This window comes from Candidatus Solirubrobacter pratensis (genome assembly GCF_000425945.1).
GTDB lineage: Bacteria > Actinomycetota > Thermoleophilia > Solirubrobacterales > Solirubrobacteraceae > Solirubrobacter > Solirubrobacter pratensis.
In genome coordinates, this window is sequence record NZ_KE384481.1 from 342,714 (window position 1) to 368,844 (window position 26,131).

Genomic DNA, 26,131 nt, shown 5'->3' on the forward strand with positions numbered 1-26,131 from the left:
CGACTCAGCCTTGAGCCGATGGCGGGCAAGGGACGACTTCATCCCCTCGACGGGTTGCGAGGGCTGGCGGCGCTTGGCGTCGTGCTGCTGCATGCCTGGATGTACACCGGCGCGAACCTGCCGGGCAAGGACCTGACCGTAGATCGCTGGATGGGCGAGCTGCGCGTCTGCGTGCTGCTGTTCTTCGTCTTCTCCGGCTTCCTCCTGGCCAAGCCGTGGGTCGCCGCGGCGCGCGGCGAGCGCGCCGCGCCGCAGCTCGCGAGCTACGTCGTCCGCCGGCTCGCGCGGATCGCGCCCGCGTACTGGCTCGCGCTCGCCGGCGCCGTCGCGCTGCTGCACGGCACCGGGCACGGCCGGGACGTCCCGCTGCACGACATCCCGAAGTTCGTCGTCTTCCTCGCGAACGTGTTCCCGGAGACGCGCAACCAGCTCGACCCGCCGATGTGGTCGCTGCACGTCGAGGTGTCGTTCTACATCCTGCTGCCGCTGATCGGGCTCGCGCTGATCCGCGCAGGGCGTTGGCGCCTGAAGCTCCTGGCGGTGTGCGCCGCCCTCGTCGCCGCCGGCACCGCGTTCACGACCGCCGCCGTGCTGCAGGGCTGGCGGCCGGAGATCACCTGGACGCTGCCGAGCTACCTCGCGACGTTCGCCTGCGGCATCGCCGCGGCCGTGCTCTCCCACGGCGCGCAGCCGCGCCGCCGCGTGACGCGCGCCGTCTTCCTCGCCGGCGCCGCGACCGTGCTCGCCGACTGCTGGTGGCACACGCAGGGCTACAGCGTCGTCTTCCACGCCCTGCGCGACCTGCCCGCCTCGATCGGCTTCGCCGCGATGCTGTGGGCGGTCTCGCTGCGCCCCGCTCCGCTGCTCGGCAGCCCGCCGCTGCGCGCCCTCGGGACGCTCTCCTACGGCATCTACCTGTGGCACTACCCGGCCATCTACTGGCTGCAGATGCACCATGAGTTCCCGCGCGCGTTCGGCGCCGCACTCCTCCGCATCCTCCCCATCACGTTCGCGCTCGCCGCGCTCAGCTACTTCCTGCTCGAGCGCCCGGTCATGCGCCTCACCGCCCGCGCGCTCGCGCGCCGCCGCGCGCCGCGCCCGAGCCGCGGCCCCGCGCTCGCCGAGACCTAGCCCGTGGAGTGACCTCCACGCGGAAGGCGTGGACTCTCGCGGCGCGTGCGGGCAGAGTGGCGCTCGGAGGAGCCAGAACCACTCCCGGAGGGGTCCGAGATGAGAATGAAGGGCAGGATCGCCGTCGGCGCGCTCGCCGCGCTGGCGATGTTCGGGGCGAGCGGGACAGCGCACGCGCAGATATCCGTGGTCGGGGGGAAGACCGCGCCGGTCTTCGACTACGACCAGGCGACGCGCGAGCGGGTTTACATCCCGAACGGCCAGGACGCCGACATGGACGGCGTCGAGGACCGCACGGCGATCGAGATCATGCGCCCGAAGGAGTCCGGGCCGGGCTTCAAGGTGCCGGCGATCGTCGCGCCCAGCCCGTACTACACGTCGGCGCCCGGGCAGTTCGTCAACCAGTCGATCGCGGACGTCGACGGCGACGGGCTCAACGACCGCTGGCCGCTCTGGTACGACAACTACTTCGTCCCGCGCGGCTACGCCGTGATCCTCGCCGAGATGGACGGCACGGCGAACTCGACGGGCTGCGCGACCAACGGCGGGCCGAGCGACGTGCAGAGCATCAAGGTCGTCGTCGACTGGCTCAACGGCCGCGCCCCCGGCTACGACTCCGTCACCGGCACCGCGCACCCCATCGTCGCGGACTGGCACAGCGGCAAGTCGGCGATGATCGGCCGCTCCTACAACGGCACGCTGCCCAACGCGGTCGCGGCGACCGGCGTCGAAGGGCTCACGACGATCGTCCCGATCTCGGCGATCTCCTCCTGGTACGACTACTCGCGGATGGGCGGCGTGATCGGCTCCACCGCCCACTATCCGGCGTGGCTGTCCAACTACGTCACCGACCCCGGGGACCAGGCTCACTGCGCGCCCGCGCGCGACGCGATGAGCCTGCTCGACGGCGACGCCGACGGCACGATGAACCCATTCTGGGACGCCCGCAACTACCGGCCGGACGTGAGCAGGATCAAGGCGTCGGTGTTCGAGACGCACTGCCTGCAGGACGACAACGTCAAGCCCGACCAGTTCTCCGAGTGGTGGTACCGGCTCGCGGCCGCCAACGTCCCGCGCAAGCTGTGGCTGTGCCGCGAGGGTCACATCGATCCGTTCATGACCAATCGCGCAGAGTGGATGGACGAGCTGCATCAGTGGTTCGACCACTGGCTGTTCGGGATCGACAACGGGATCATGGAGCAGCCGCGCGTCCTGATCGAGGACACCAAGGACAACTGGCACGCGTACCCCGACTGGCCGCTGCCGGGCTCCAAGGACGTCGACGTCTACCTGCAGGGCGACACGCCGTCCACGCCGGGCAAGCTCGGCGGCGCCACGGGCGGCAACACCGACACGCTGAAGTGGACCGACCTCTCCAACCAGAGCGAGGCGACGGCGCTGAACATCGCGGACGGGACGACGCAGAACAACCGCCGCGTCTTCCTCTCGCCGCCGCTGAAGACCGACCTGCGCTTCTCGGGCACGCCGCGGATCGACATCCGCGCGTCGCTGGACAAGCCGCAGTCCAATCTCTCGGCGATGCTCGTCGACTACGGCCCCAGCACGCAGATCACGCGCTCCAGCGACGGCGTCTCGACGCCCGCGAACGCGCCGAGCGACTGCTGGGGCTCGTCCTCGACGCGCACCGGTCCCGACGGCAAGGTGATGGACTACGACGCCTGCTACCAGCAGCCGATCAAGCCGACGGTGACGGTCACGGCGACCCAGGGCTGGCGCATCTCGCGCGGGATCCTCGACTCGTCCAACCGCGACTCGCTGTACGCCGACGTGCCGGTGACGCCGGGCACGGAGTACGAGTTCAAGTTCCCGATCCTTCCGGTGGACTACACGATCCCGGCCGGCCACCGCGTCGGCATCGTGCTGATGGCGAACTTCTCGAACCTCGAGCGCAACGGCACGACGGGCACGACGATCACGCTGAACTCGAAGCTCAGCAAGGTGTCGCTGCCGGTCGTCGGCGGCTACGACGCGCTCGTGAAGGCGGGCGCGCTGGAGCCGGTCACGGCGCAGCAGGACGTGGGCGGCACGGTTCCCGCCACGCTCGCGCTGTCGCTCGCCGGTCCGGCGAGCTTCGGCGCCTTCGCGCCGGGCGTCGACGGCACCTACGGCGCGCAGACGACGGCCGGCGTGATCTCCACGGCGGGTGACGCGGCGCTGACGTCGTCGGAGCCCGGCCGCCTGGCCAACGGCGCGTTCTCGCTCGCCGAGCCGGTGCAGGTGCAGCTCTCCAAGACCACGTGGACGGGACCGGCCTCCAACGATCCGGTCACGATCGCGTTCAAGCAGCACATCGGCGCGAACGAGCCGCTGCGCACGGGCAGCTACGGCACGACGCTGACGTTCACGCTCTCGACGACCGCGCCGTGAGCCGGCGGGCGCGGCCCCCGCACGGGGGCCGCGCCCGGCGTCAGGCGAGCAGCTGGGTTCAGCCGCCGCACCCAGTCGTGTAGGCTCGGGATCCGTGGAGTGGCTCGAGACGGACACGTCGAACTGCTCGATCGGCCGGACGCTCGAGCTCGTGGGCCGGCCGTGGACGTTCCTGGTGCTGCGCGAGGCCTTCCAGGGCATCCGGCGCTTCGACCAGCTCCAGCGCCACCTCGGCGTCTCGCGCCCGGTGCTGAGCCAGCGGCTGAACCAGCTCGTCGGCGCCGGCCTGCTCGAGCGCGCCCGCTACCAGGAGCCGGGCAGCCGCCCGCGCGACGAGTACCGGCTGACCGGCAAGGGCGGCGACCTCTACCCCGTCCTCCTCGCCCTGCTGCAGTGGGGCGACGCCTACGTGGCGGACCCCGGGGGCCCGGCGACGGAGGTCCGCCACCGCGACTGCGGCCGGCGCGTCCGCGTCGCCATGGTCTGCGAGGACGGCCACGAGGTCGAGTCGCTCCAGCAGCTCGAGTCGCACCCGGGCCCGGGCGCCCGTGCCCGCGCGATCTGAGCACGAGACGGGAGCGCTGCCGCAGCGGACCCGACCGAGAGGCCCCTGCGCCGCGCGCCGCGCTCTCATCACCTTCCCGCGCGGCGCCGAGACAGTCATAGTTGTTGTCTGTGCCGCCGTGGGAGAGCGAGCTGGAGCAGTTCTTCGAGCTCTCGCTCGACCTGCTGTACATCGCCGGCCTCGACGGCTACTTCAAGCGCGTCAACGGCGCGTTCGAGCGGACGCTCGGCTACACGCGCGCGGAGCTGCTCACGCAGCCGTTCATCGAGTTCGTCGACCCGGACGACGTACAGGCGATGCGCGACGTGCTCGAGGACCTCGAGCGCGGGCAGGACGTGATCGGCTTCGAATGCCGCTTCGTCTGCGCCGACGACACCGTCCGCTGGCTGCAGTCGAACATCCGCACGATCCCCGCGCGCGACGCCATCTACTGCGTGGCGCGCGACGTGACCGACCGGCGGCAGGCCGACGAGGAGCTGCGCGAGGCGCAGCGGATGGTCGAGGCGACCGCGGAGGAGCTGCGCGTGCTCGCGGAGACCCAGGCCGCCCTGCGCCGCGTGGCGGTGCTCGTCGCGCGCGCGGCCTCGCCGGCGGAGGTGTTCACGGCCGTCGTCGAGGAGGTCGGCTGGCTGCTGCGCGTCGGCGTCACGCTGATGTTCCGCTTCGAGGACGACGACACCGCGACCGTCGTGGCCGACTGGGGCGACAGCGCCACCTCGATGCCGACCGGCATCCGGCTGCCGCTCGACGGCGAGAACCTGACCGTGATCGTGCGGCGGACCGGCCGGTCGGCGCGCATCGAGGACTACGCGAACGCGTCGGGCGAGATCGCGGAGCGGGCGCGGGCGATGGGCGTGCACTCCGGCGTCGGCGCGCCGATCGTCGTCGACGGCAAGGTCTGGGGCGCGATGATCGCGGTCTCCCAGCAGCCCGAGCCGCTGCCCGTGGGCACCGAAGGACGGATCGGCGAGTTCACGCAGCTCGTCGCGACCGCGATCTCGACGATCGAGGCGCGCGCCGAGCTTGCCGCCTCGCGCGCGCGCATCGTCGCCGCGACCGACGAGGAGCGCCGGCGGGTGGTACGCGACCTCCATGACGGCGCCCAGCAGCGCCTGGTGCACACGATGATCACGCTCCAGCTCGCGCTGCGCGCCCTCGAGGGCATCGGCGGACGTGCGCGGGCGCTGGTGGAGGAGGGGCTCGGGCACGCCGAGCGCGCGACCGCCGAGCTGCGGGAGCTCTCGCACGGCATCCTCCCCGCGGTCCTCACCCGGGGCGGCCTGCGCGCCGGCGTGGACGAGCTCGCGTCGCGGATGCCGCTGCCGGTCGAGAACGCCGTTTCGGTCGGGCGCCTCCCGGCGGCCGTCGAGTCGACCGCCTACTTCGTGGTCTCCGAGGCGCTGACCAACGTCGTCAAGCACGCCCGCGCCGGCCACGCCGAGGTCACGGCGCAGATCGAGGACGGCATGCTCGCCATCGGCGTTCGCGACGACGGCATCGGCGGCGCGCGGCCCGGCGGACCCGGCTTGATCGGGCTCGCCGACCGGCTCGCCGCGCTCGAGGGCCGGCTTCGGATCGAGAGCCCGCCCGAAGGCGGCACGCTCGTCAGCGCCGCGATCCCGATCGAGCCGCGATGAGTTCCGGGCCTGTGGCGGGTCTTGATCCTCGTACGGCGGGCCACAGGACTCAGGAGGCGCAGGATGCGGAAGGTCATCTACTCGATGGGGGTGTCGCTGGACGGCTTCATCGCCGACCGCGACGGCGGGATCGACTGGTCGGGCCCTGGCGAGGAGCTGCACCGCTTCCACAACGAGCAGGCGCGCGCGGCGGGCGTGCACGTGTACGGCCGGCGGCTGTACGAGACGATGCGCTATTGGGAGACGGCCGAGGAGAACCCGGCGTCGACGCCCGTCGAGATCGAGTTCGCGCGGATTTGGACGCGGACCCCGCGGCTCGTGTTCTCGCGCACGCTCGAGCGCGCTGAGGGTGGCGCCGAGCTCGCCGACGGCGACATCGAGGAGGTCGTCGCCCGGCTCGCGGAGCAGCCGGGCGGCGAGATCGCGATCGGCGGCGCGGGCCTTGCGGCGGCCTTCGTCGAGCGCGACCTGGTCGACGAGTACCGGCTGTTCGTGTACCCGATCGTGCTCGGCGCGGGCACGCCGTTCTTCCCCTCGCTCGGCGCGCGGCTCGCGCTGCGCCTGCTGGAGACGCGAACGTTCCCCTCGCAGGTCACGTACCTGCGCTACGCGCGCGAACGAGCACGCTGAGCCGGTCGGGCGCATCGTGAACCCGAAGCGCTCGCGCACCGGCGGCGCGGCCGGATCGAGCGCGAGCTCGAAGCCGGCCGCCACCGTGGCGAGCGCCGTGCGCCGGCATCTCGCGCCGCAAGCTGCAGCAGGAGCGCCGCGAGCTGCGTCAGCGCGGCATCCGCAGCCGGCTGGATGAGTAACGAGTAGCCGCGCCCTCGGAGGGACCTCAGCTGGAAGCGAGCGGTGCGGCGAGCGGGAACTTGCGGTTCATGAAGTCGCCGAAGTGCGGGACGGTGTAGGCGACTTGGCGCGTGGCGTTGCGCACTGGATGCGACTCAGGAACAACTCGTCGTCGAGCTCGGCCAGAGCCGGCGGGCGCGCCGCTTCGACGTCGGCCAGCGTGATCACGTCCGGTCCCGCCGCCTGGTTCCACGCGTGCTTGCCATGGGCCTGTTACCAGCGCAGTTCTCCGGGCCCGAGAAGGGACGACGCGGAGACCGCGCGAGCCGCGAATCGCGGACTCCCGGGACGCGCCGCGGGATCGGCGAACTGCGCGGGTAAGGGATGCGGGTCCCTCTGGCGCGACGGCCTGACGGTCACGCTCGATCACCGGCGCGGTCTCTTCGCGCGCGAACGATCATCTTCGCGCGCGACACCAGAGGGCTGCCCTACGAACCTTCGAACTATTCGAAGTTCCGTAGGGCACCCCCGCGAGGCCGCCTCAAACGATCATCCGGCCCGCGCCGGCAAGCTCAGCCGCTCCCCTTACCAGCGCGGTTCGCCGGACCCGCGGGACGGCCCGCGCGGAGGCTCCGCGAGCGTGCCGAATCGGGCGATCTGCGAGCGTAGTCCGGAGCACGGGCACCTCCCTACACCGCGGTGGCTCACTAGAGTCGGGCTACGAGCATGGATTCCCTCCCCCGGCTGATCGGACGGCGCGAGGAGGTGGCGGCCGTCGAGGACGCGCTGCGAGGGCTGGACCGTCGCGCCGGCGCGGTGCTGGCGTTCTCCGGCGAGCCCGGCATCGGCAAGTCGCGCCTGCTCGAGGAGCTGCGCGCACGCGCCGACGCGCGCGGGCACCTCGTACTCTCCGGGCGGGCAGCCGAGCTCGAGCGCGAGCTGCCGTTCGGCGCCTGGGTCGACGCGCTGGCCGACTACGCGGGCGCGCTGGGGGTGGACCGGCTGGAGCGGCTGGTCGGCGAGCAGCTGCCCGAGCTGGCGGCCGTCCTCCCGGCGGCCGGGAGTCCCGGCGGCCTGCAGGACGAGCGCTACCGCACCCACCGCGCGCTGCGGACGCTGCTCGAGGCGCTCGCACGGCTGCGGCCCGTGGTGCTCGCGCTCGACGACCTGCACTGGGCCGACGATGCGTCGCTGGAGGCCGTCGCGCACCTCTTACGGCATCCGCCGAAGGGCCCGCTCGTGCTCGCGCTGGCGTTCCGCCCGGCCCCGGTGCGGCCCCTGCTGGCCGGTGCGCTGCATACCGCCGAACGGGACGGGACGGTGACCGAGCTGGCGCTCGCGGCACTGACGCGCGAGGAGGCGGACGCCCTGCTCGGCGAGGACGTCCCCGGACCCGTGCGCGGCGCGATCTTCGACGAGGGCGGCGGCAATCCGTTCTTCCTCGAGCAGCTCGCGCGCGAGCACGCCGCCGGCCGCCGCGTCACCGCGGCCGTCGACGCGCCCGCGACGCCCGGCGTCCCGCGCGCCGTGCTGCGCGCGCTCGAGCAGGAGATCGGCGCGCTGGCCGAGCCGGGCCGCCGCTTCGCGCAGGGCGCGGCCGTGGCGGGCGACCCGATCGACCTCGATCTCGCGGCGGCCGCCGCAGACCTCGAGGAGCCCGCGGCGCTGGCCGCGCTGGACGAGTTGCTCGCGGGCGGCCTGCTGCTGACGACCGACGTCCCGCGCCGCTACCGCTTCCGCCATCCCCTGGTCCGCCACGCGATCTACGAGTCGGCGACCGAGGGCTGGCGGATCGCCGCCCACGGCCGCGCGGCGGCGTCGCTGACCGAGCGCGGGGGCACGCTCGTCGCCCGCGCGCACCACCTCGCGCGCTGCGCCCGGCCGGGGGAGCAGGAGGCGGTCGAGGTGCTGGTCGAGGCCGCCCGCCACACCGCCGCTCGCGCGCCGTCGACCGCGGCCGGCTGGTACGCCGCGGCGCTGCGGCTCCTCCCGCACGACGACGCGTTCAAGCGGCTGGAGCTGCTGATCGGCAGCGCCCAGGCGCTGGCCGCCACCGGCCAGCTCGAGCGCGCGCTGGAGTCGCTCAACGAGGGGCTTCAGCTCGTCGGGCCGGAGCTGGGTCCGGTCCGCGCGCGGCTCGTGGCGGCGTGCGCGACGTGCGAGAACCTGCTCGGCCGGCACGCGGCCGCGCATGCGCGGCTGCTCGGCGCGCTGGGCGAGCTGGAGGGCGACGCCGCGACCGACCTGCAGGTGGAGCTCGCCGCCGACGCGCTCTACGACAGCGACTTCGAGGCCGTGTCGGCGTGGGCGCGCCGCGCGCGTGAGACGGAGGCGCCGGCGCTGGCGGCGATCGCGGTCGCGCTGGAGTGCTTCGGGGAGCTCGGGCTCGGCCGTACGGAGCGCGCGCAGGCGCTGCAGGTCGAGGCGGCCGCGCGGATCGACGCGCTCGACGACGGCACGCTCGCCGGCCGGCCCGACATCGCGTACTACCTCGGTTTCGCCGAGTTCTTCTGCGAGCGCTACGACGACGCGATCGGCCACCTGCGCCGCGGAATCGCGATCTCGCGCGCGTCGGGGCAGGGCCAGTTCGTGATCCCGATGACGATCGGGCTCGCGCATTCGCTCGAGGTCCGCGGGCGCCTGGGCGAGGCGGCCGAGCACGCCGAGGCCGCCGTCGAGGGCGCCCGGCTGTGGGGCAACCCGCAGATGCTGTGCTTCGCCCTGACCGCCGACGCCTGGATCTCCGCGCTGCGCGGCGAGCTGCCGCGGGCCCGGTCGGCCGGCGCCGAAGCGGTCGCGCTGCTCGACCGGCTCGACGAGAGCCTGCTCTCTCGCGCCACGCGCGTGCACGTCGCCGCGGCGCAGCTCGAGGCCGGCGAGCCGGAGCGCTGCCTGGCGGCGATGACCGCCGGCGGCGCGCCCGAGTTCCCGAGCGTCGAGCCGGGCCGCCGCGCCTGGCTCTACGCCGTGCTCTCGCGCGCCGAGCTCGCGCTCGACCGGCGCGGAGCGGCCGAGGCGTGGGTCGTCCGCGGCGAGGCCGCCGTGGAGGGGCTCACGCTCCCGTACGCCCGCGCCGCCGTGCTCTGCGCCCGCGCGCTGCTGGACGCCGACCCGGAGCCCGCGCGCGAGGCCGCGGCGCTCGCCGACGGCGTCGGCGCCGTGATCCAGGCCGCGCGGGCGCGCACGCTTGCCGGCCGGCTGGCCGGCGACGTCGCCGCGCTCGAGCGGGCGGAGTCAGAGCTCGCCGCCGTCGGCGCCGCCCGGCTGCGCGACGAGGCCGCGCGCGAGCTGCGCCGCCTGGGCCGCCCTGCGAGCGCCCGCCGGCGCCGCTCGGCCGGGGGCGGTGGCCTCGCCGGCCTCTCCGGGCGCGAGCGCGAGGTCGCCGACCTCGTCGCCCGCGGTGCGACCAACAAGGAGATCGCCGCCGAGCTCTTCCTGTCCGAGAAGACCGTCGAGAGCCACATGACGCGCGTGTTCGGCAAGCTCGGCGTCGGCTCGCGCGCCGCCGTCGCGGAGGTGGTCGGGCGCGAGCGCGCTTGAAGGTTCAGGGAGATCCCTGATACCGGGGCCGGCCGAGGACCGGCAGCCTTCGCTGCGTGCCGACGTTCCTCCTCAGCCATTCCCATCCCGCCGACGAGTGCCCGTTCGCGTTCGCCGCGTGGCGTGGATTCGACTCCCCGCTGCGCCACCGGCTCGCGCTCTCGAGCTGCTTGCAGGGCGGGCATGGGCTGTGGTGGGTCGTCGACGCCGAGAGCGAGCAGGATGCGCTCAGGCAGCTCCCCCACTACCTGAGCGAGCGAAGGAGGTGACCCGTGTTCGCAGCGTTCCGATTCCCTGAGAGTCTGTCGCCTGTGAGCCCCACCGTCTCGCCGCGCGGAAGCGTGCTGCCCCTGACCAGGGCAGGCGTCTGGATCCTGTTCGTGCTCGCCCTCGCGAACGGCGCGTTCCTGTATCTCCTCCCCAGTCGCGCGCTGACCGACTACGCGTGGGCGATCAAGCCGCCGGTCGATGCCGCGTTCATCGGCGCGGGATTCCTGGCCGGCACGCTCGCCACCGGCCTCGTCCTCTTCGGGACGAGCCGGTGGCGTTCGCTTCAGGTGCTGCCGCCGGCGTTGTGGGTGCTGGCCACGACGCTGGCGGCGGCGACCCTGATCCACCACGACAAGTTCAAGTTCGGCTACCCGCCGACCTGGGGCTGGGTGATCGTGTACGCCGGCGTCCCGTTCGCCATCCCGTTCCTGGTCGCGCGCCAGCGCCGCAACGCCGAGCCCGAGCCGCCGGCGGACCCGGGGTTGCTCGGAGTCCGCGTGCTCTCCGCGATCGCCGGCGCCGCGATGATCCTCGGCGCCGCCGCGCTGTACCTCTTCCCCGGCGACGTCGCCCCGCATTGGCCGTGGGCGCTGACGCCGCTGCTCGGCCGCGCCGTCGCCGCCTGGTACGCGATGGTCGGGACGATGCTCGTCAGCTGCGCGCTGCTGCTGCGGCGCCCGTCGGAGGCGTTCATCCCCTACGCGACGCTCGCCGCCTGGTGCCTGCTGCTGCTCGCGCTCCCGCTCCTGCACCCCGGCGACGTCTCGGGCGCCGGCGTCTACGTCGGAGGGATGGCGGCCCTGCTCGCGCTCGCCGTGCTCGCGCTCGCGCGGGCGGTGCCCGCGGTCAGGCGCGGAGGACTCTGAGGCGCAGCCCCTCGCCCTGCCCCGGCTCGAACCGGAACCGGCGCGCGGCGACGAACGCCGCGACGGCGGTCCAGACGACGATCGCCCACAGGTCGCCGCCGGACCAGGCCGCGCCGGAGCCGGGGACGAAGCAGCGCTCGAAGGCGTGCGCGATGTGGTAGAGCGGGAAGAAGTGGGCGATGTCCACGACCCACGAGGGCGCGTCGTCGAGCGGGTACCAGATGCCCGACACGAACGACAGCGGCAGGAACGTGAACTGCGCGACCGGCATCGCCTGATCGGCGCTCTTGACCAGGCTGGCGACGGCGATCCCGAGCGCGCTCAGGCACGCGGCGCCGAGCACGAGCGTGACGATCGCGGCCGGGAGCGCGTCGGCGTAGATCTGCACGCCGAACGCCGGCACGGAGATCGCGAACATCGCGACGATGGAGAGGATCCCGACGACCGCCGCGCTCGTCATCCACGCGCCGAGGTAGATGCCGATCGGCAGCGGCGTGCCGCGCACGCGCTTGAGGAGCCCGTTGTCGCGCGCGGTCGCGATGCCCATGATCAGCGTCGTGTAGCACGCCGCGACGAGGCTGAAGATGCCGATCGCCGGCGTGTAGAACTGCGAGAACGGGACGTTCGCCCCGGCCGACTTGACGTCGGTGTCGCCGTTGAGCGCGTTGAACAGCACGACCAGCAGTAGCGGGAACGCGAGCGTGAACGTGACGGCGCGCGGGTTGCGCAGCGTGAGCTTCACCCGCGCCGCCATCCAGCGGCGCGCGAGCGTGAGATCGGTGCGGGTCATCGGGTCTCCTCGGTCAGCTGGAGGTACACGTCTTCGAGCGACGGGCGGGCGACGGTGAGGTTCTCGAGCTCCATGCCGCGCCCCGCCGCCCAGGCGAGCACGGGCGCGAGGTCGCGCGTCGGCGTGGTGGTGGTGAAGCTCGCCGTCTCGCGCTCGACGCGGGCAGCGGAGGGCAGCGGCAGCCCGTCGTGGAAGTCCGGCAGCCGGAACGACACCACGGCGTGCCCGTCGCGGCCGAGCGAATCCGGCGTGCCCTCGGCGATCACGCGGCCGCGGGCGATCACGACGACGCGGTCGGCGAGCTGCTGCGCCTCATCCATGTAGTGCGTCGTGAGCAGGATCGTCTTGCCGAGCGAGCGCAGGCTCGAGATCAGCTCCCACGACTGGCGTCGTGCGGCAGGATCGAACCCGGTGGTCGGCTCGTCCAAGAAGATCAGGTCCGGATCCCCGGCGATGCCCAGTGCAAGGTCGAGCCGCCGCCGCTGGCCGCCCGAGAGCGTCTCCGCGCGCGCGTCGGCCTTGCCGTCGAGCCCCACCAGGTCGATCACCTCGCGGGCATCGCGTGGACGCGGGTAGGCGGCGCTGTAGAGCTCGATCGCCTCGCGCACCGTGATCGCCGGGTCCAGGCCGCCCTCCTGCAGCACGATGCCGATCCGCTCGCGGAACGCGCGCTCGCGCAGCGCCGGGTCGAAGCCGAGCACCTGGACCTCGCCCGCGTCGGCGCTGCGGTGGCCCTCGAGGATCTCCACGGTCGTGGTCTTGCCGGCGCCGTTGGGGCCGAGCACGGCGAGCACCTCGCCGCGGCGGACCGTGAGGTCGATGCCGTCGACGGCCTGCACGGCGCCATAGGCCTTGCGCAGCCCGCGCACCATGACGGCCGGCTCCTCCCGGCCTTGAGACCGTTCGGCGACGGCCGCCTCGAGCGAGTTCGTGATCATGGCGGGAAGCATCGGCAACATGGCCCGATCCGTCATCGGCGCCCGGGTCGAACCTGCTTCTCAACCCCTGGGTGGAGAGGATGTCCACCCGCGCGCCCATGACGCGCGTCGCGCGAGCGCCTACCGTGAGCGATGTGAACGTGCGCGAGCTTCCCCGGTTGTCAGAGGGCCGGCCGCCGGCCGCGCTGCGCGTGTTCGGCGTCGTCGCGCTGCTCGTGATCGTCGTCTCGACGCTCACGACCGATCCGATGCCCGGCCTGCACGGCGACGGCCTGTGGGTGACGCTCGCGGTCGTCGCCTTCGTCGCCGGCATCGCGGCGAGCCTGCCGCTCAACGAGCTGCCTCCGGGCGTGCGGCTCGCCGGGCTCGTGCTGGCCGGCGCCGCGAGCTGCGTCTTCACCGCCGTACAGCCCGACAGCGGCGGCTACGCGGGCATCTACTACGTCGTCGTGATCGCGGGCATCCGGATGCCGCGCGTGACGGGGTATCTCGTCGCCGGCGGGACGCTGCTCGCGGAGGTGCTGATCGTCTCGCTCGAGCACGACAAGCCGGCCTCGACCGCCGCCGGCCTCGTCTTCTCCGTCGTCCCCTGGTTCCTGATCACGCGCATGATCCGACAGCTCGCCGCGCGCCGCGACCGCGCGGAGGAGCTCGTCGAGGAGCTGCGCGAGTCGCGCGAGGCGGCCGCGCAGTCGGCCGCGCTGGCCGAGCGCGGCCGCGTCGCGCGCGACCTGCACGACGTGCTCGCCCACTCGCTCTCCGCGCTCGCCCTCCAGCTCGAGGGGACGCGCCTGCTGGCCCGCGGCCGCGGCGCCGACCCCGAGATCGTCGCCGGGCTGGAGCACGCGCACCGGCTCGCCGCGGGCGGCCTCGCCGAGGCGCGCCAGGCGATCGCCGCGCTGCGCGGCGACGCGCTGCCGGGGCCTGAGCGCCTGCACGAGCTGGTCGAGGCGTTCGGCCCAAGCGCGAGCCTGAGCGTGATCGGCACCCCGCGCGAGACGTCCTCCGAGGCGCGCCTCGCGCTCTATCGAACGGCGCAGGAGGCGCTGACCAATGTGCGCAGGCACAGCGCCGGCGACCGCGTGGAGATGCGGCTCGAGTACGGCGACGACGGCACCACGCTCACGGTCGCCGACCACGGTCCGGGGGCGCCGGTGATGGCCGGCGGCGGCGGGTACGGGCTGACGGGCATGCGCGAGCGCGCCGCGCTGCTCGGCGGCCGGCTCGACGCGGGGCCGACCGAAGACGGATTCAGGGTGCGCCTGTGGCTCCCCTGAGGGTCCTGCTCGCCGACGACCAGCGCGTCGTGCGCGAGGGCCTTGCGATGGTGCTCGGGATGCTCGACGGCATCGAGCTCGTCGGCACCGCCGCCGACGGCGAGGAGGCGCTCGCGCTCGCCGCCGAGCATGACCCCGACATCGTGCTGATGGACCTGCGGATGCCGCGCCTGGACGGCACCGAGGCGATCCGCCGGCTGGCCGAGCGCGGGCCGCGGCCGAAGGCGATCGCCCTCACCACCTACGCGGACGACGCGTCGGTGCTCGGCGCGCTGCGCGCCGGCGCCAAGGGCTACCTCACCAAGGATGCCGGGGCAGAGGAGATCCGCGCCGCGATCGAGGCGGTGGCGCGCGGCGACGCGGCACTGGACCCGGCCGTCCAGCACCACGTCGTCGCCGCCCTCTCGATCCCCTCCGAGGCGGCTCCGGGCCAGGCCGCCGCGCCTCTGCCGGACGACCTGACGCCGCGCGAGGCGGAGGTCCTCGCCCTGATCGCCGAGGGCCTCACCAACGCGGAGATCGCGGAGCGCCTGGTGGTCAGCGCGGCCACCGTGAAGAGCCACGTGAACCACATCTTCGCCAAGACCGGCGCCCGCGATCGCGCCCAGGCCGTCGTGTACGCCTACGCCAACGGCATCACGGGCTCGTCGTCGACAGGGTGAACGTCAGCGTCTTCGCGTAGCCGCCGGCACGCAGGGCGTCGCCGTCGCCGATCGACTGCCGGAACGTGACGGTGACCGGGTCGTTGCTCGCCGGCGTGGTGTACGTCAGCACCGTCGCGCCCACGGGCGCGAGCGCCCCGCCGGACCCGAGCGGGCTCGACGCCTTCGCCTGCAGCGCTGCGGCAGCGAGAACGCGCCGTTGACGAGGTGCCCGTCGCCGTCGCGGACGGATCGGCCACGCTCAGGGCCGCGTCGCCCGCCGACGAGGTGACCGTGGCGGCCAGTTCGGCGTCGTAGTCCTTCTTCAGGCCCGGCAGGAACGAGCCGAAGCTCACCGGCGCGCCCAGCTCGACCGGGTGCTTCGTCTCGACCCACACGGTGTCCGTGCGGCCGAGCTGCGCGGTGGTCGGCGTCGAGGCGTCGACGAGCTTGACCTTGCCGTCGTGATGCTTCGGTCACCTGTAGGAACGCGACCGGCCGATCGCCGGGCATGGAGCCGGAAAGGTCGTGCGTGCCGAGCGATCGCCTAGTGCAGCAGCTCCATCAGCCGACGAGCTGCAGCTGCGGCCGGCGCGTCTCGTAGCGCGCCGCGACCTCCAGCAGGCAGTCGAGCATCGCCTGCGTGGCCGGAGAGCGGTGGGCGCCGGCGCAGGTCGCGGCGTAGATCTCGCGCACCGGCGTCTCGCGGCCGAGCTGGCGCACCACGATGTCGTCGCGGATGCTGGTCAGGCCCAGCTCGGCGATCAGCGACACGCCGACGCCGGCGGCGACGAAGCCCTGGATCGCCGTGTAGTCGTCGGTCTGGAACGCGATTCGCGGCTCGAACCCGGCGACCGCGCAGGCGCGGTTGATCAGCCGGTTGCACTCGCAGTCGGTGTTGCCGGCGATCCACGGATCGTCGGCGAAGTCGGCGATCTTCACGTTGCGCTTGTTGGCCAGCGGGTGATCGTTCGCCATCACGAGGAACATCGGGTCGCTCACGAGCTGCTCGCGCTGGATGCCGTCGACCTCCTGGCGCACGCGCGAGTCGAACCCGAGGACCAGGTCCAGCTCGCCGCTCTTGAGCAGCGGCAGCGTCTCCTCCGGCTCGCCCATGATCATCGACAGCTCGACGCCGGGGTGGCGGGAGCGGAACGCGGCGATGGCGAGCGGCATCAGCGTCGCCGCGGCGGACTCGAACGAGGCCAGCCGCAGGCGCCCGCCGCGCAGGCCGGCGATCGCCTCGAGCTCGGCCTCCGCCTCGCGCAGCCGGGCGAGGATCGCCTCGGTGTGGCGCACGAGCGCCTCGCCCGCCTCGGTCAGCCGCACGCCGCGCGCATTGCGCTGCACGAGCGTCGTGCCGGTCTCGCGCTCGAGCGCGGCGATCTGCTGGGAGATGGCCGACTGCGTGAACGACAGGGCTTCGGCGGCGGCGGAGAACGACCCGCGGACGGCGACTTCGCGCAGGACGCGCATGCGGCGGACGTCGAGCATCAGCGGATCTTATACCACGACCTGCAAAACGTCATTTGCGCTGATGCCGGAGGTCGCCGATCATGGATCTCACGAACCCACCCCGTCGAGCGTTAGGAACACAACCCGCCGCCCGATCGTCCTAAGGATCACGATGTCCGCTCTCGCCAACCGCGCTCCTACTGTCCTCATCCGCGCCGCCCGCGGCTCTGACGGACCCGCCCTGCGTCGCCTCGCCGAGCTCGACTCCCGCCCGCTCCCCGAGGGCGATCTGCTCGTGGCCGAGGCCGACGACGAGGTCGTCGCCGCGCTCTCCGTGGACACCGGCGCCAAGGTCGCCGATCCGTTCCGGCGCACGGCCGACGTCGTCGACCTGCTCGCGTATCGCGCCCGTCGCATGCGGGCGTCCGCCGCGTGAGCACCGCCGAAGCCTCGGCCCGGCCGATCCTCACCCGGGCCGAGGCTTCGCCCGTCCAGGTATGGACGAACCTGTGGATCGTCTACATCGTCTGGGGGTCGACCTACCTCGCCATCTCGCTGATGGTCGAGACGATGCCGCCGCTGCTGTCGGCCGGCGCGCGCTTCATCGTCGTCGGGGCGCTCGTGCTGCCGTTCGTCGCGCTCCGGCGCGGCCTGGCGGCCATCAAGCCCACGCGCGCGCAACTTCTTTCGGCGGGCTTCGTCGGCCTCATGCTGCCCGGCGCCAACGCCGTGCTGAGCGTCGCCGAGCAGGACGTCCCGTCCGGCCTGGCCGCGCTGCTGGTCGGCTCGATCCCGCTGTGGGTGATGGTGCTCCGCTTCGCCTCCGGCGAGCGCATCAGCGGCCGCAGCCTCGGCGCCCTGCTGCTCGGCTTCGCCGGCCTCGCCCTCGTGGTCAGGCCCGAGGGCGGCGCGAGCATCGCCGGCCCGCTCGCGTGCGTCGGCGCGGCGCTGATGTGGGCGACGGGCTCGTTCGCCTCGCCGCGCATCTCGCTCCCGCGCGACCCGCTCGTCTCGATCGGCTGGCAGAGCATGCTCGGCGGCCTGGCCGTGTTCGCGGCGGGCTTCATCGGCGGCGAGGGCGGCGACATCCATCCCGGCGAGTGGTCGCTGCGCTCGCTGCTCGGGCTCGCATACCTGATCACGTTCGGCTCGCTGCTCGCCTACACCGCCTACACGTGGCTGCTGCAGAACGCGCCGATCGCGAAGGTCTCGACCTACGCGTACGTGAACCCCGTCGTGGCGATCGTGCTCGGCTGGCTGATCAACGACGAGTCGATCTCGGGGATGATGATCGCGGGCACCGCGGTGATCGTGGCCTCGGTCGCGCTGGTGATCCGCATAGAGTCCCGCCCCCGTGCGCATAGGAATCCAGCTCCCTGAGGTCGAGCGCGACGTGCGCTGGCCCGAGTACCTCGCCATCGCCCGCGCCGCCGAGGAGTCCGGCTTCGACTCGATCTGGCTCGGCGACCACCTGCTCTATGACGACAAGCCCGCGCCGGTGGCCGAGCGCGGACCGTGGGAGGCGTGGACGCTGCTGAGCGCCCTCGCCGCCGCGACCGAGCGCGTGGAGCTCGGCCCGCTCGTCGCCTGCGCCGGCTTCCACCCTCCGGGGCTGCTGGCCAAGATGGCCGCGACGATCGACGAGGTCAGCGGGGGCCGCTTCGTCCTCGGCGTCGGCGCCGGCTGGAACGCGCGCGAGTTCGCCGCCTTCGACATCCCGTACGACCGCCGCGTCGCCCGCTTCGAGGAGGCGTTCGCGATCGTCGCGCCGCTGCTCGCCGGCGAGCGCGTGACGTTCATGGGCCGCTTCCACTCGGCCGACGACGCCGTCCTGCTGCCCGAGCCGGCGCGCCGCGTGCCGATCATGATCGGCTCCAACGGCCCGCGCATGCTCTCGATCGCACTCCCGCACGCCGACGTGTGGAACACGTGGTACGCCGACTACGGCAACACGCCGGAGGGCTTCGCCGAGCTCAACGCCCGCATCTCCGAAGCCGCCGAGCAGGCGGGGCGCGACCCCGCGGAGATCACGCGCAGCGCGTGCGCGCACGTGGTCGTGGACCCGGCGAACCCCGAGCGCGAGCTCGAGACGCCGGTCGTGGCGCTCGAGGACGTGCGCGCCCACGTGCAAGCGCTGGGAGAGGCCGGCGCCGACGAGGTCATCGTCGTCGCCGGCCCCATCACCGAAGGCTCGGTCAGAGCCCTCGGCGCCGCGCTACTTCAGTGAGGTGAACGTCAGATCCCAGGCGGCGTTGGCCTGGCTGACCACGCCGTTGACGTTCTTGGACTCCAGGATCGGCTGGGTGTCCCAGAGCCACGGGATGCCCGGCGCCAGGCCGGTCACGGTCTTGTCGACGTTGCCCCACGCCTGGTTGCGCTGGGTCGGGTCGTTGACGACCTCGGCCTTGTCCATCTCCGCGTTGGCGGCCTTGTCGTCGAGCAACGCGAAGTTGGAGTTCGCGACGTCGAGGATGTTCTTGCCGTTGAAGACCGGGTCCATCAGGGTCTCCGGGTCGGCGAAGTCCTTCAGCCAGCCGACGCTGGGGCAGATGTCCGGCTCGTTCTTGGGCACCTGGCAGTACTTCGTGTACATCGTCGAGCGCACGACGTACTGCGTCTTGACCTTGAAGCCGAGCTTGGCGAACTGCTCCTGCGCGACCTGGGCGACGTTCTTCTGCTGGGTCGCGCTGTCGGCGACCGCGGTGAACGTCTGGTTGCCGTCGTACTTGCCGGAGGCGTAGCCCGCCTTCTTCATGTACTCCTGCGCGAGCGCCATGTCGCCCTCAGGCTTGGCGAGGAAGTCCACGCCCGGCCCGTTCTTGCCGCCGGACTCCTCGAAGCCCGGCTGGCCCGGCGGGATGAAGTGCGTCGGGATCTCGCCCGTGAGCGGGCCGCCGAACGCCTGGCGCAGCGCGTTGCGGTCGAATGCCGCGAGGATCGCCTTGCGCACGTTGACGTTGTCGAACGGCTTGTTGCGCGTGTTGAGCGAGATGTAGCGGTAGCGGCCGGTCGGCGGCGTGATGATCAGCTGGCTCTTCTGCGTCGAGTTCTTGGAGACCTGCGCGAGGATCTCGGCCGGCAGCTGGAAGTCGCCGGAGACCTGGCTCTGGCCGCTGAGGATCTGGCGGCTCGCGACCTGCGGGTCGACGCCCTCGGTGATCGTGATCGAATCCAGGTAGGCCGGCTTGTAGTCGGTCTTCGCGTCCCAGTTCGGGTTGCGGACGAGCTTGATCTCCTGGCCCGCCTTGTAGCCGATCGTCTTGCCGCTCGCGTCGTTCTGGATCATGTACGGGCCCGTCGCGACCTGGTTCTGGCCGTACGTGCTCGGGTTCTTGGCGTCGAACTTCTTGGCGTACTCCTCCGGCACGGGCGCCGAGGCCGGCATGCTGAGCATGCCCGCGACGATCGCGGCGCGCGGGCGGTCGAGCTTGAAGACGATCGTCTGGTCGTCCGGCGTCTCGATGCCCGAGATGTGCTTGGCCTTACCGCTCTGGAACGCCTTCAGACCGGTGAGGTCGCCCATGTAGGCCCCGAGGTACGGGCCCGGGACGGTCTTCGTGAACCCGCTCTCGAGCGCGTAGGCGACGTCCTTTGAAGTCACCTCGCGGTTCACCGGCGGCGAGAACTTGACGCCGGTCTTGATCTTCACGGTCACGGTCTTGCCGTCCGAGGAGATCTGCGGCGGGCCGTCGGCGAGGTCCGGCTGCGGCGTCTTGGCGTCGTCGGGCTTGTACGAGTACAGCGGGCGCTGCGTCGCGTACGCGACGAGGTTGCCGTACTGGTAGTAGGTCTGACGCGGGTCGATATTGTCGACATCGCCGCCGTACAGGACCTTCAGGTCCCCGCCCTTCTTGGCCGAGCTCCCCGCGGGCGTGCCGCCCGGCTTGGCCGGCGTGGAACTGCCCTCGTTGCTACTGCCACCGCAGCCTGCGACGACTAAGACGAGACTGGCGGTCGCCGCGGCCACCGCGGCGCGCCAAGCTCCAACTGTCATGAAACCCTCCTACAGGTGTACTCAGACCCTGGCCTGGACCTCGTGAGGCCACAGCAGGATGCAGGAACCTTAGAGCGCTCAGGCGATGGACGCGTCATCCGCGAGGAGGAGACGCGCCGCGTGGTGCGTAACCGGCCGGATCGGTCCGGCGGCGATCACGTGTAGTGCCGGCGCGAGTGCGCGGCGGTCGCGTGGGCGGCGCGGGGGCTCCGGGTCAGGAGTGGGACGCGCCGGGCAGCGACGCGAGAGTCCGGGCGCAAGCTTTGCGCGGGACAGCTGCCCGCTTCTTCGCCCGGCAGCGACGTGAGAACCGCCCGCGCAGACTTTGCAAGCGGTCGTGGCGCCGGCCGACACCACCGCGGCGCCGGCCGTGGTGCCCGGGGCGGGACCGGCGAACGGCGGGCAGTAAGGAGGTGGGGGCCGGGTCGCCTTCCCCGCTCGCGAGGCCCGGTGATCGTTTTTCCTCGGGCCACGAGGGGGTGCGTCACGTTTATCGATATATGTTCGAAGGAACGTGACGCACCCGCCACGCTGCGCGAGCGAGGATGGTCGATCACGTGCGTTCACCAAGCCTGAGCGAGAGAACGTGGGCGAAGTCGCAGCTCCGGTCCCGCCGGCTGCTGATGCGCCGTCGCGAGCTCTCGCGTTGCCGCCCGGCCGGAGAAGTGCGCGGAGCTCCCGCGGAAACGGCCGGGATTCGAGCCTGCCGCTCTCCTTACTGCGCAGTTCGGGGCCCGGGACCGCTCACAAAGGAGCGCGGGGCACTCGCGTCGCTGTCGGGCGAAGAAGCGCGCAGATGTCCCGCGGCGTCCGGGGGCGTCAGCAACTCGCGGGAGCGCCGGCGCGATCAACGACGCGCTGGCGCAAGCTGCCGGGCGGGAGCGGCGAGAGGACCGCGCGCTGCGGGCACCCGACGCGTCAGACGGGCTCTGCCACGCGCGGGTGCTCGGCGTCCTGCGCGAGCTTCGCCTGCTGGCGCTCGGGCGTGATCCTCACGACGTCCCAGGCCAGCCCGGTGCGACGCATCAGCGCGATCAGCATCGCCGACGGATCGAGCTCGTACCAGCGCAGGCCGTGCGCCGCAGAGCGCGGGAAGGCGTGGTGGTTGTGATGCCACGACTCGCCGAAGCTCGGCAGAGCCAGCCAGAACACGTTGGTCGAGTGGTCCTCGACGTCGAAGCGCCGCTTGCCGAAGAAGTGGCACACCGAGTTCACGCTCCAGGTCACGTGATGCTGGAGGAAGATGCGGGCGAACCCGCCCCAGATGAGACCCGTCAGCGCGCCCTTGGCGCTCATGGTGAGCAACCCGCCGAGAAGCGCCGGGAGCCCGAGTGACACCAGGACGATGAGCGGGAAGCGCCGGTTGATCAGGCGCATGCCCCGATCCTCGACGAGATCCTTGGCGTACTTGGACGCGCGAGCCTCGCCGTGCGTGCGCCACAGCCAGCCCACGTGCGCGTGCCAGAGCCCCTTCAGGGCACCCTTGACGCCGGCGCCGTGCCCCACGTGCGGCGAGTGCGGATCGCCCTCCTGATCCGTGTGAGCGTGATGCTTGCGGTGGTCGGCGACCCAGTCGATCACCGGGCCCTGAACCGACAGCGACCCGATGATGGCGAACAGGTAGCGCGTGGCCTTGTGCACCTGGAACGCGCGGTGCGTGAGCATCCGGTGGAAGCCCACCGTCACGCCGAACCCGCTCAGGATGTACATGAGCGCGAAGACGGCCACGTCGGACCAGCCGACGAGATCGCCCCACAGCAGCGGCACGGCGATCGCTACGACGACGAACGGGAGCAGGACGGCGGTCATGTTGACTCTGCGCTCGAGAGCGGTCATGCCATGGAGGCTACCCGCAACGCCGGTCACGGTCTCTGGGGTTCGCCACGAGTATTGGCAGGCGAATTTGTAGCTTCGCGATGATTACCACCGAGAGGTCACCGACCGGCGGCGCCGCGGCGCCCGTGTCGATCCGGACGGCGCGCCGGCTACTCCTCGAACGGGCGCTCGAACAGCGTCGACAGCACGATCTGCGTCTGCGTCCGCGTGATCCCCGGGTGGTCGCGGATCCGCTCGAGCGTCTCCTCGAGGTGCGCAGTATCGCGGGCCCGCACGTGCAGGATCGCGCTCGCCTCCCCCGCGACGGTGTACGCCGCCTCGACCTCGGGGTGGCGCTCGACCGCCTCGCGCACCTCCAAGGCGGCCATCCGCCCTTCGCAGTAGAGCGCCACGTGCGCGTGCGTCGTCCACCCGAAGCGCCCGGGATCGACGCGGGCGGCGTACCCGCGGATGATCCCGTCGGCCTCGAGCCTGTCGACGCGCCGCTTGACGGCCGGCGCGGACAGCGAGACGCGCAGGCCGATGCTCTGGAATGAGCGGCGCGCGTCCTCGCGCAGCGCCGCAACGATCTGCCGGTCGATGTCGTCCATCCGGCCGTGAAGTGTTGCACTTTCGCAACATATCGATGTTGTGTCGTCTCACGGACAGCGCAACCATTAAGTGCATGAGCATCCAGCCCGTCGTCGCGCCTTCAGAGGCCAAGGACTTCATGCCGCTCCACGGCATCGACCACGTGGAGTTCTACGTCGGCAACGCGCTGCAGTCGGCGTTCTTCTGGATCCAGGCGCTCGGCTTCAAGGAGGTCGCGTACGCCGGCCTGGAGACCGGGGTCCGCGATCGCGTGTCGCACGCGCTCCAGCAGGGGCGCATCCGCATCGTGCTCACGGGCGCGCTCACGCCCGGCCACGAGATCGGCCGTCATGTCGCGCACCACGGCGACGGCGTGAAGGTCATCGCATTGTCGGTGCCGGACGCCGAGCACGCGTATCGCGAGGCGGTCGCGCGCGGCGCCGAGGGCATACGCGAGCCGTGGGAGGCGAGCGACGGGGACGGCACCGTGCGCATGGCGACCATCGCGACCTACGGCGAGACGCTGCACACGTTCGTCGAGCGCGGGGATTACAAGGGCGCGTTCCTGCCCGGCTACGCGGCGCGCGACATTGCGCCCGCCGTCGGCGACGCCGGCCTGCTCGCGATCGACCACATCGTCGGCAACGTCGAGCTGGGCGCGATGGACCGCTGGGTCAAGTACTACGAGGACGTCTTCGGGATGAAGGAGATGATCCACTTCTCCGACGACGACATCTCGACCGAGTACTCCGCGCTGATGTCGAAGGTCGTGTCAGACGGCAACGGGCGCGTGAAGTTCCCGCTCAACGAGCCGGCCGAGGGCAAGCGCAAGTCGCAGATCGACGAGTACCTGGAGTTCTATGGCGGGCCGGGCGCGCAGCACATCGCCGTCGCCACGCGCGACATCGTCAAGACCGTGGAGACCCTGCAGGCGCGCGGGATCCAGTTCCTGCGCACGCCCGACACCTACTACGAGGAGGTGCCGGAGCGCGTCGGGGAGATCGAGGAGGACCTCGAGGACCTGCGCCGCCTGGGCATCCTCGTGGACCGCGACGACGAGGGCTACCTGCTGCAGATCTTCACCAAGCCGAGCGGCGACCGGCCGACGGTCTTCCTCGAGGTGATCGAGCGCCACGGCGCGCGCGGCTTCGGCGACGGCAACTTCAAGGCGCTCTTCGAGGCGATCGAGCGCGAGCAGGAGCTGCGCGGCAACCTCTAGGCCCATGGACGCATTCGCGCTGCTGGATCGCCTCGACGGTCGCGGGGACACCGTCCTCTCGCCGTACGGCGTCCGGCGCGCGCTGGACGTGGTGCGGCGCGGCGCGCGCGGGGAGACGCGCGCGGCGCTCGAGGAGGTGCTCGGGCCGGGCGAGGTCCCCGAGGTGGCGGCCCCGGGACTCGCCCTGGCCCAGGCGGCGTGGCTGGCCGACGGCTACACGCCCGGCCCGGCGCTGACGCTCGACACCGGCCCGCTCGACGCCGAGCGCGTGAACGCCTGGGCGCGCGAGAGGACGCACGGGATGATCCCGAGCGTCGTCGATGGCTTCGACCCCGACGAGAAGCTCGCGCTGACCGACGCGATCTACCTCGACGCGAAATGGCGCCTCCCGTTCCACCGCATCGGCAGGCGCCCGTTCGACGGCGCCGGCGAGGTCGAGATGATGGCCGTCGAAGGCGTGTTCGAGCACGCGGACGGCGCGATCCGGCTGCCGTACGGCGACGGCGAGCTGCGCTTCGTCGCGGTGCTCGACCCCGCCGATCCGCCGCCCATGGCAACCCACGCCGCGGCCCCGCCGGCGGCAACCCACGCCGCATCGCCGCCCGTCGCGTCCCCGCCCGCGATCACGCTCCCCGGCTGGCAGGCGCTCGACTGGTCGCGCGGCCACGGGACGGTCGTCCTCCCCACGTTCGGCGCCGAGTCGCGCCACGATCTCGGCGCCGCGCTCGAGGAGCTGGGCCTCGGGCCCGCGTTCGTTCCCGGCGGCGACCTCGAGGACCTGTTCCGCGGCGACGGCGCGAAGGCGCTCGGCCGCATCCTCCAGCGCGCACGCGTCGACGTCGACGACCAGGGCACGCGGGCGGCGGCCGTGACGACCGTGACCGCCCGTGCCGTCTCGGCCGTCGTCGGCCCCACCTTCCACTTGACCTTCGACCGCCCCTTCACCTGGGCTGTCGAGCACGCGCCGAGCGGCACGCTGCTGTTCGTGGGCCGCGTGCGCCATCCCCGAGAGAGGAGCGCCTGATGCGCTACCACAGCCTGGGCCGCATCCCGGCCAAGCGGCACGTCCAGTTCCGCGATCCCGACTCGTCGGCCAACGGCAGCTCGCCGCTCCTCGTCGAGGAGGTGATGGGCTTCGAGGGCTTCTCGGGGAACGAGTCGATCCTCTACCACCTGTGGTCGCCGTGCCGCGTCAAGGACGTCGGCGAGTTCGAGCCGATCGTCCTCGAGGAGTGGGTGCCGGACACCCACGTGCACCGGCTCACGAACACGCGCGAGCTGGAGCCCCAGGGCGACTGCGTGCTGGGCCGGCGCGTGCTCCAGTACAACGGCGACGTCGAGCTCGGCATCTGCATCCCGGAGCGCGAGGCCGAGTACTTCTTCCGCGACGGCGAGGGCGACGAGGTGATCTTCGTCCACGAGGGCTCGGGCGTCGTGGAGACGATCTTCGGCACGCTGCCGTACTCGAAGCACGATTACGTCGTGATCCCGCGCGGCACGACGTACCGCCTCCGCTTCGACGAGCCGCAGAAGTGGTTGACGTTCTACACGCCGGGCGAGATCGAGACGCCGAACCGCTACCGCAACCGCTACGGCCAATTGCTCGAGCACGCCCCGTTCTCGCAGCGCGACTTCCACCCGCCGGCGGAGCTCGTCACGCACCGCGATCGCAGCGAGCACGAGGTCAAGGTCCGTGTCCGCGGCGGCTATCAGGACTACGTGCTCGACTACCACCCGCTCGACGTCGTCGGCTGGGACGGCTACGTCTACCCCTACACGTTCAACATCCACGACTTCGAGCCCAAGGCCGGCCGGCTGCACCAGCCGCCGCCCGCGCACCAGACGTTCCAGGGCCCGAACTTCGTGATCTGCTCGTTCTGCCCGCGCATGCTCGACTGGGACGACCAGGCGATCGTGCTCCCCTACCACCACTCCAACGTGCAGAGCGAGGAGGTCATGTACTACGTCGACGGCGACTACGCCGCGCGCAAGGGCGTCGACGTCGGCTGCTTCACCCTGCACCCCTCCGGACTGCCGCACGGGCCGCAGCCGGGGACGGTCGAGAAGTCGCTCGGGATGAAGTCCACCAACGAGCTCGCGGTCATGTGCGACACGTTCCGCCCGCTCAAGCTCACCACGCTCGCGCGCGACCTGGACGACCCCAGCTACGCCTACTCCTGGTACGAGGAGGCCGCTCCGAGCGGAAATCCGGCGTGACAGGA

Annotated in this window: 23 protein-coding genes; 16 read left to right on the forward strand and 7 right to left on the reverse strand. The window is 72.2% G+C overall.

Annotation, left to right across the window (positions count from 1 at the left end; genetic code table 11):
• The first annotated feature begins 18 nt into the window (after positions 1-18).
• From H958_RS0131160 to H958_RS0131200, 8 genes are all read left to right on the forward strand, one after another.
• A complete protein-coding gene (locus tag H958_RS0131160) occupies positions 19-1,131 on the forward strand; it encodes an acyltransferase family protein (protein ID WP_081686476.1) in 1,113 nt (370 codons plus the stop codon).
• A 105-nt stretch (positions 1,132-1,236) separates the two neighbouring features.
• Entirely contained in the window at positions 1,237-3,519 is a 2,283-nt protein-coding gene (locus tag H958_RS41730) for a CocE/NonD family hydrolase (protein ID WP_051325062.1), read from the forward strand.
• A 94-nt stretch (positions 3,520-3,613) separates the two neighbouring features.
• On the forward strand, positions 3,614-4,084 hold the full coding sequence (locus H958_RS0131170) for a winged helix-turn-helix transcriptional regulator (protein WP_028061523.1): 471 nt from the start codon (positions 3,614-3,616) through the stop codon (positions 4,082-4,084).
• Between the two features lie 110 nt (positions 4,085-4,194).
• The gene (locus H958_RS41735) at positions 4,195-5,721 is read left to right on the forward strand and encodes a sensor histidine kinase (protein ID WP_051325063.1); all 1,527 of its coding nucleotides are present in this window, start codon (positions 4,195-4,197) and stop codon (positions 5,719-5,721) included.
• Between the two features lie 63 nt (positions 5,722-5,784).
• Positions 5,785-6,351 carry a dihydrofolate reductase family protein gene (locus H958_RS0131180; protein ID WP_028061524.1) on the forward strand — a complete coding sequence of 189 codons (567 nt, stop codon included), beginning with the start codon at positions 5,785-5,787 and terminating at the stop codon, positions 6,349-6,351.
• A gap of 888 nt (positions 6,352-7,239) precedes the next feature.
• Positions 7,240-10,053 carry an ATP-binding protein gene (locus tag H958_RS41740; protein WP_037412152.1) on the forward strand — a complete coding sequence of 938 codons (2,814 nt, stop codon included), beginning with the start codon at positions 7,240-7,242 and terminating at the stop codon, positions 10,051-10,053.
• Between the two features lie 56 nt (positions 10,054-10,109).
• The gene (locus H958_RS41745; RefSeq protein ID WP_196807656.1) at positions 10,110-10,322 is read left to right on the forward strand and encodes a hypothetical protein; all 213 of its coding nucleotides are present in this window, start codon (positions 10,110-10,112) and stop codon (positions 10,320-10,322) included.
• Positions 10,323-10,364: 42 nt separating this feature from the next.
• Positions 10,365-11,189, forward strand: a complete 825-nt coding sequence (locus H958_RS0131200; protein WP_028061525.1) for a hypothetical protein — start codon at positions 10,365-10,367, stop codon at positions 11,187-11,189.
• Here H958_RS0131200 and H958_RS0131205 read toward each other — a convergent pair.
• Positions 11,170-11,979, reverse strand: a complete 810-nt coding sequence (locus H958_RS0131205) for an ABC transporter permease (protein ID WP_028061526.1) — start codon at positions 11,977-11,979, stop codon at positions 11,170-11,172. The genes H958_RS0131200 and H958_RS0131205 overlap by 20 nt on opposite strands.
• A complete protein-coding gene (locus tag H958_RS0131210) occupies positions 11,976-12,917 on the reverse strand; it encodes an ABC transporter ATP-binding protein (RefSeq protein ID WP_081686528.1) in 942 nt (313 codons plus the stop codon). Before H958_RS0131210 ends, H958_RS0131205 begins: the two co-directional genes overlap by 4 nt.
• 134 nt (positions 12,918-13,051) lie before the next feature.
• Between H958_RS0131210 and H958_RS0131215 the strand changes: the two genes are divergently transcribed.
• Together H958_RS0131215 and H958_RS0131220 are read left to right on the forward strand one after the other, a co-directional pair.
• A complete protein-coding gene (locus H958_RS0131215) occupies positions 13,052-14,194 on the forward strand; it encodes a sensor histidine kinase (protein WP_051325064.1) in 1,143 nt (380 codons plus the stop codon).
• Positions 14,182-14,856, forward strand: a complete 675-nt coding sequence (locus tag H958_RS0131220; protein ID WP_037412155.1) for a response regulator — start codon at positions 14,182-14,184, stop codon at positions 14,854-14,856. Before H958_RS0131215 ends, H958_RS0131220 begins: the two co-directional genes overlap by 13 nt.
• Here the strand turns inward: H958_RS0131220 and H958_RS47105 are convergent.
• Positions 14,831-14,980 (reverse strand): hypothetical protein, encoded by a 150-nt coding sequence (locus H958_RS47105; protein WP_156028432.1) that lies wholly within the window; start codon positions 14,978-14,980, stop codon positions 14,831-14,833. The genes H958_RS0131220 and H958_RS47105 overlap by 26 nt on opposite strands.
• Before the next feature lie 419 nt (positions 14,981-15,399).
• Positions 15,400-16,329: a LysR family transcriptional regulator gene (locus tag H958_RS0131230; protein WP_028061530.1), complete on the reverse strand. Its 930-nt coding sequence runs from the start codon at positions 16,327-16,329 to the stop codon at positions 15,400-15,402.
• Positions 16,330-16,462: 133 nt separating this feature from the next.
• Between H958_RS0131230 and H958_RS0131235 the strand changes: the two genes are divergently transcribed.
• From H958_RS0131235 to H958_RS41750, 3 genes are read left to right on the forward strand one after another with little or no spacing between them, the layout of a single operon-like run.
• Positions 16,463-16,726 carry a GNAT family N-acetyltransferase gene (locus H958_RS0131235; protein WP_028061531.1) on the forward strand — a complete coding sequence of 88 codons (264 nt, stop codon included), beginning with the start codon at positions 16,463-16,465 and terminating at the stop codon, positions 16,724-16,726.
• Positions 16,723-17,670, forward strand: a complete 948-nt coding sequence (locus tag H958_RS0131240; RefSeq protein ID WP_028061764.1) for an EamA family transporter — start codon at positions 16,723-16,725, stop codon at positions 17,668-17,670. The genes H958_RS0131235 and H958_RS0131240 overlap by 4 nt, the downstream gene beginning before the upstream one ends.
• Positions 17,645-18,517 (forward strand): LLM class flavin-dependent oxidoreductase, encoded by an 873-nt coding sequence (locus H958_RS41750; protein ID WP_081686480.1) that lies wholly within the window; start codon positions 17,645-17,647, stop codon positions 18,515-18,517. Before H958_RS0131240 ends, H958_RS41750 begins: the two co-directional genes overlap by 26 nt.
• Here H958_RS41750 and H958_RS0131250 read toward each other — a convergent pair.
• The 3 genes from H958_RS0131250 to H958_RS0131260 all read right to left on the reverse strand — a co-directional run bounded on the left by H958_RS0131250 (position 18,506) and on the right by H958_RS0131260 (position 22,710).
• On the reverse strand, positions 18,506-20,284 hold the full coding sequence (locus tag H958_RS0131250; protein WP_081686481.1) for an ABC transporter substrate-binding protein: 1,779 nt from the start codon (positions 20,282-20,284) through the stop codon (positions 18,506-18,508). The genes H958_RS41750 and H958_RS0131250 overlap by 12 nt on opposite strands.
• A 918-nt stretch (positions 20,285-21,202) precedes the next feature.
• On the reverse strand, positions 21,203-22,120 hold the full coding sequence (locus H958_RS41755) for an acyl-CoA desaturase (protein ID WP_037412159.1): 918 nt from the start codon (positions 22,118-22,120) through the stop codon (positions 21,203-21,205).
• Between the two features lie 149 nt (positions 22,121-22,269).
• Entirely contained in the window at positions 22,270-22,710 is a 441-nt protein-coding gene (locus tag H958_RS0131260) for an Lrp/AsnC family transcriptional regulator (RefSeq protein WP_028061533.1), read from the reverse strand.
• Between the two features lie 74 nt (positions 22,711-22,784).
• Between H958_RS0131260 and hppD the strand changes: the two genes are divergently transcribed.
• The 3 genes from hppD to H958_RS0131275 are packed head-to-tail and all read left to right on the forward strand — an operon-like array spanning position 22,785 to position 26,126.
• A complete protein-coding gene (hppD, locus tag H958_RS0131265) occupies positions 22,785-23,909 on the forward strand; it encodes a 4-hydroxyphenylpyruvate dioxygenase (RefSeq protein ID WP_037412162.1) in 1,125 nt (374 codons plus the stop codon).
• 4 nt (positions 23,910-23,913) lie between these two features.
• Positions 23,914-24,933, forward strand: coding sequence for a serpin family protein (locus H958_RS0131270; RefSeq protein WP_028061535.1), 1,020 nt, complete (start codon positions 23,914-23,916; stop codon positions 24,931-24,933).
• Positions 24,933-26,126 (forward strand): homogentisate 1,2-dioxygenase, encoded by a 1,194-nt coding sequence (locus H958_RS0131275; RefSeq protein ID WP_028061536.1) that lies wholly within the window; start codon positions 24,933-24,935, stop codon positions 26,124-26,126. The genes H958_RS0131270 and H958_RS0131275 overlap by 1 nt, the downstream gene beginning before the upstream one ends.
• The last annotated feature ends 5 nt before the right edge of the window (positions 26,127-26,131 follow it).

What these genes read in the sequence shown, in the direction of transcription:
- H958_RS0131180 (WP_028061524.1), top strand. Translation starts at nt 5,785, where the DNA reads ATGCGGAAGGTCATCTACTCGATGGGGGTGTCGCTGGACGGCTTCATC.
- H958_RS0131275 (WP_028061536.1), top strand. Translation starts at nt 24,933, where the DNA reads ATGCGCTACCACAGCCTGGGCCGCATCCCGGCCAAGCGGCACGTCCAG.
- H958_RS0131260 (WP_028061533.1), bottom strand. Translation starts at nt 22,710, where the DNA reads ATGGACGACATCGACCGGCAGATCGTTGCGGCGCTGCGCGAGGACGCG.
- H958_RS41730 (WP_051325062.1), top strand. Translation starts at nt 1,237, where the DNA reads ATGAAGGGCAGGATCGCCGTCGGCGCGCTCGCCGCGCTGGCGATGTTC.
- H958_RS0131270 (WP_028061535.1), top strand. Translation starts at nt 23,914, where the DNA reads ATGGACGCATTCGCGCTGCTGGATCGCCTCGACGGTCGCGGGGACACC.
- H958_RS0131205 (WP_028061526.1), bottom strand. Translation starts at nt 11,979, where the DNA reads ATGACCCGCACCGATCTCACGCTCGCGCGCCGCTGGATGGCGGCGCGG.
- H958_RS0131160 (WP_081686476.1), top strand. Translation starts at nt 19, where the DNA reads ATGGCGGGCAAGGGACGACTTCATCCCCTCGACGGGTTGCGAGGGCTG.
- hppD (WP_037412162.1), top strand. Translation starts at nt 22,785, where the DNA reads ATGAGCATCCAGCCCGTCGTCGCGCCTTCAGAGGCCAAGGACTTCATG.
- H958_RS0131230 (WP_028061530.1), bottom strand. Translation starts at nt 16,329, where the DNA reads ATGCTCGACGTCCGCCGCATGCGCGTCCTGCGCGAAGTCGCCGTCCGC.
- H958_RS0131250 (WP_081686481.1), bottom strand. Translation starts at nt 20,284, where the DNA reads ATGACAGTTGGAGCTTGGCGCGCCGCGGTGGCCGCGGCGACCGCCAGT.
- H958_RS41755 (WP_037412159.1), bottom strand. Translation starts at nt 22,120, where the DNA reads ATGACCGCTCTCGAGCGCAGAGTCAACATGACCGCCGTCCTGCTCCCG.
- H958_RS0131210 (WP_081686528.1), bottom strand. Translation starts at nt 12,917, where the DNA reads ATGATCACGAACTCGCTCGAGGCGGCCGTCGCCGAACGGTCTCAAGGC.
- H958_RS41740 (WP_037412152.1), top strand. Translation starts at nt 7,240, where the DNA reads ATGGATTCCCTCCCCCGGCTGATCGGACGGCGCGAGGAGGTGGCGGCC.
- H958_RS0131235 (WP_028061531.1), top strand. Translation starts at nt 16,463, where the DNA reads ATGTCCGCTCTCGCCAACCGCGCTCCTACTGTCCTCATCCGCGCCGCC.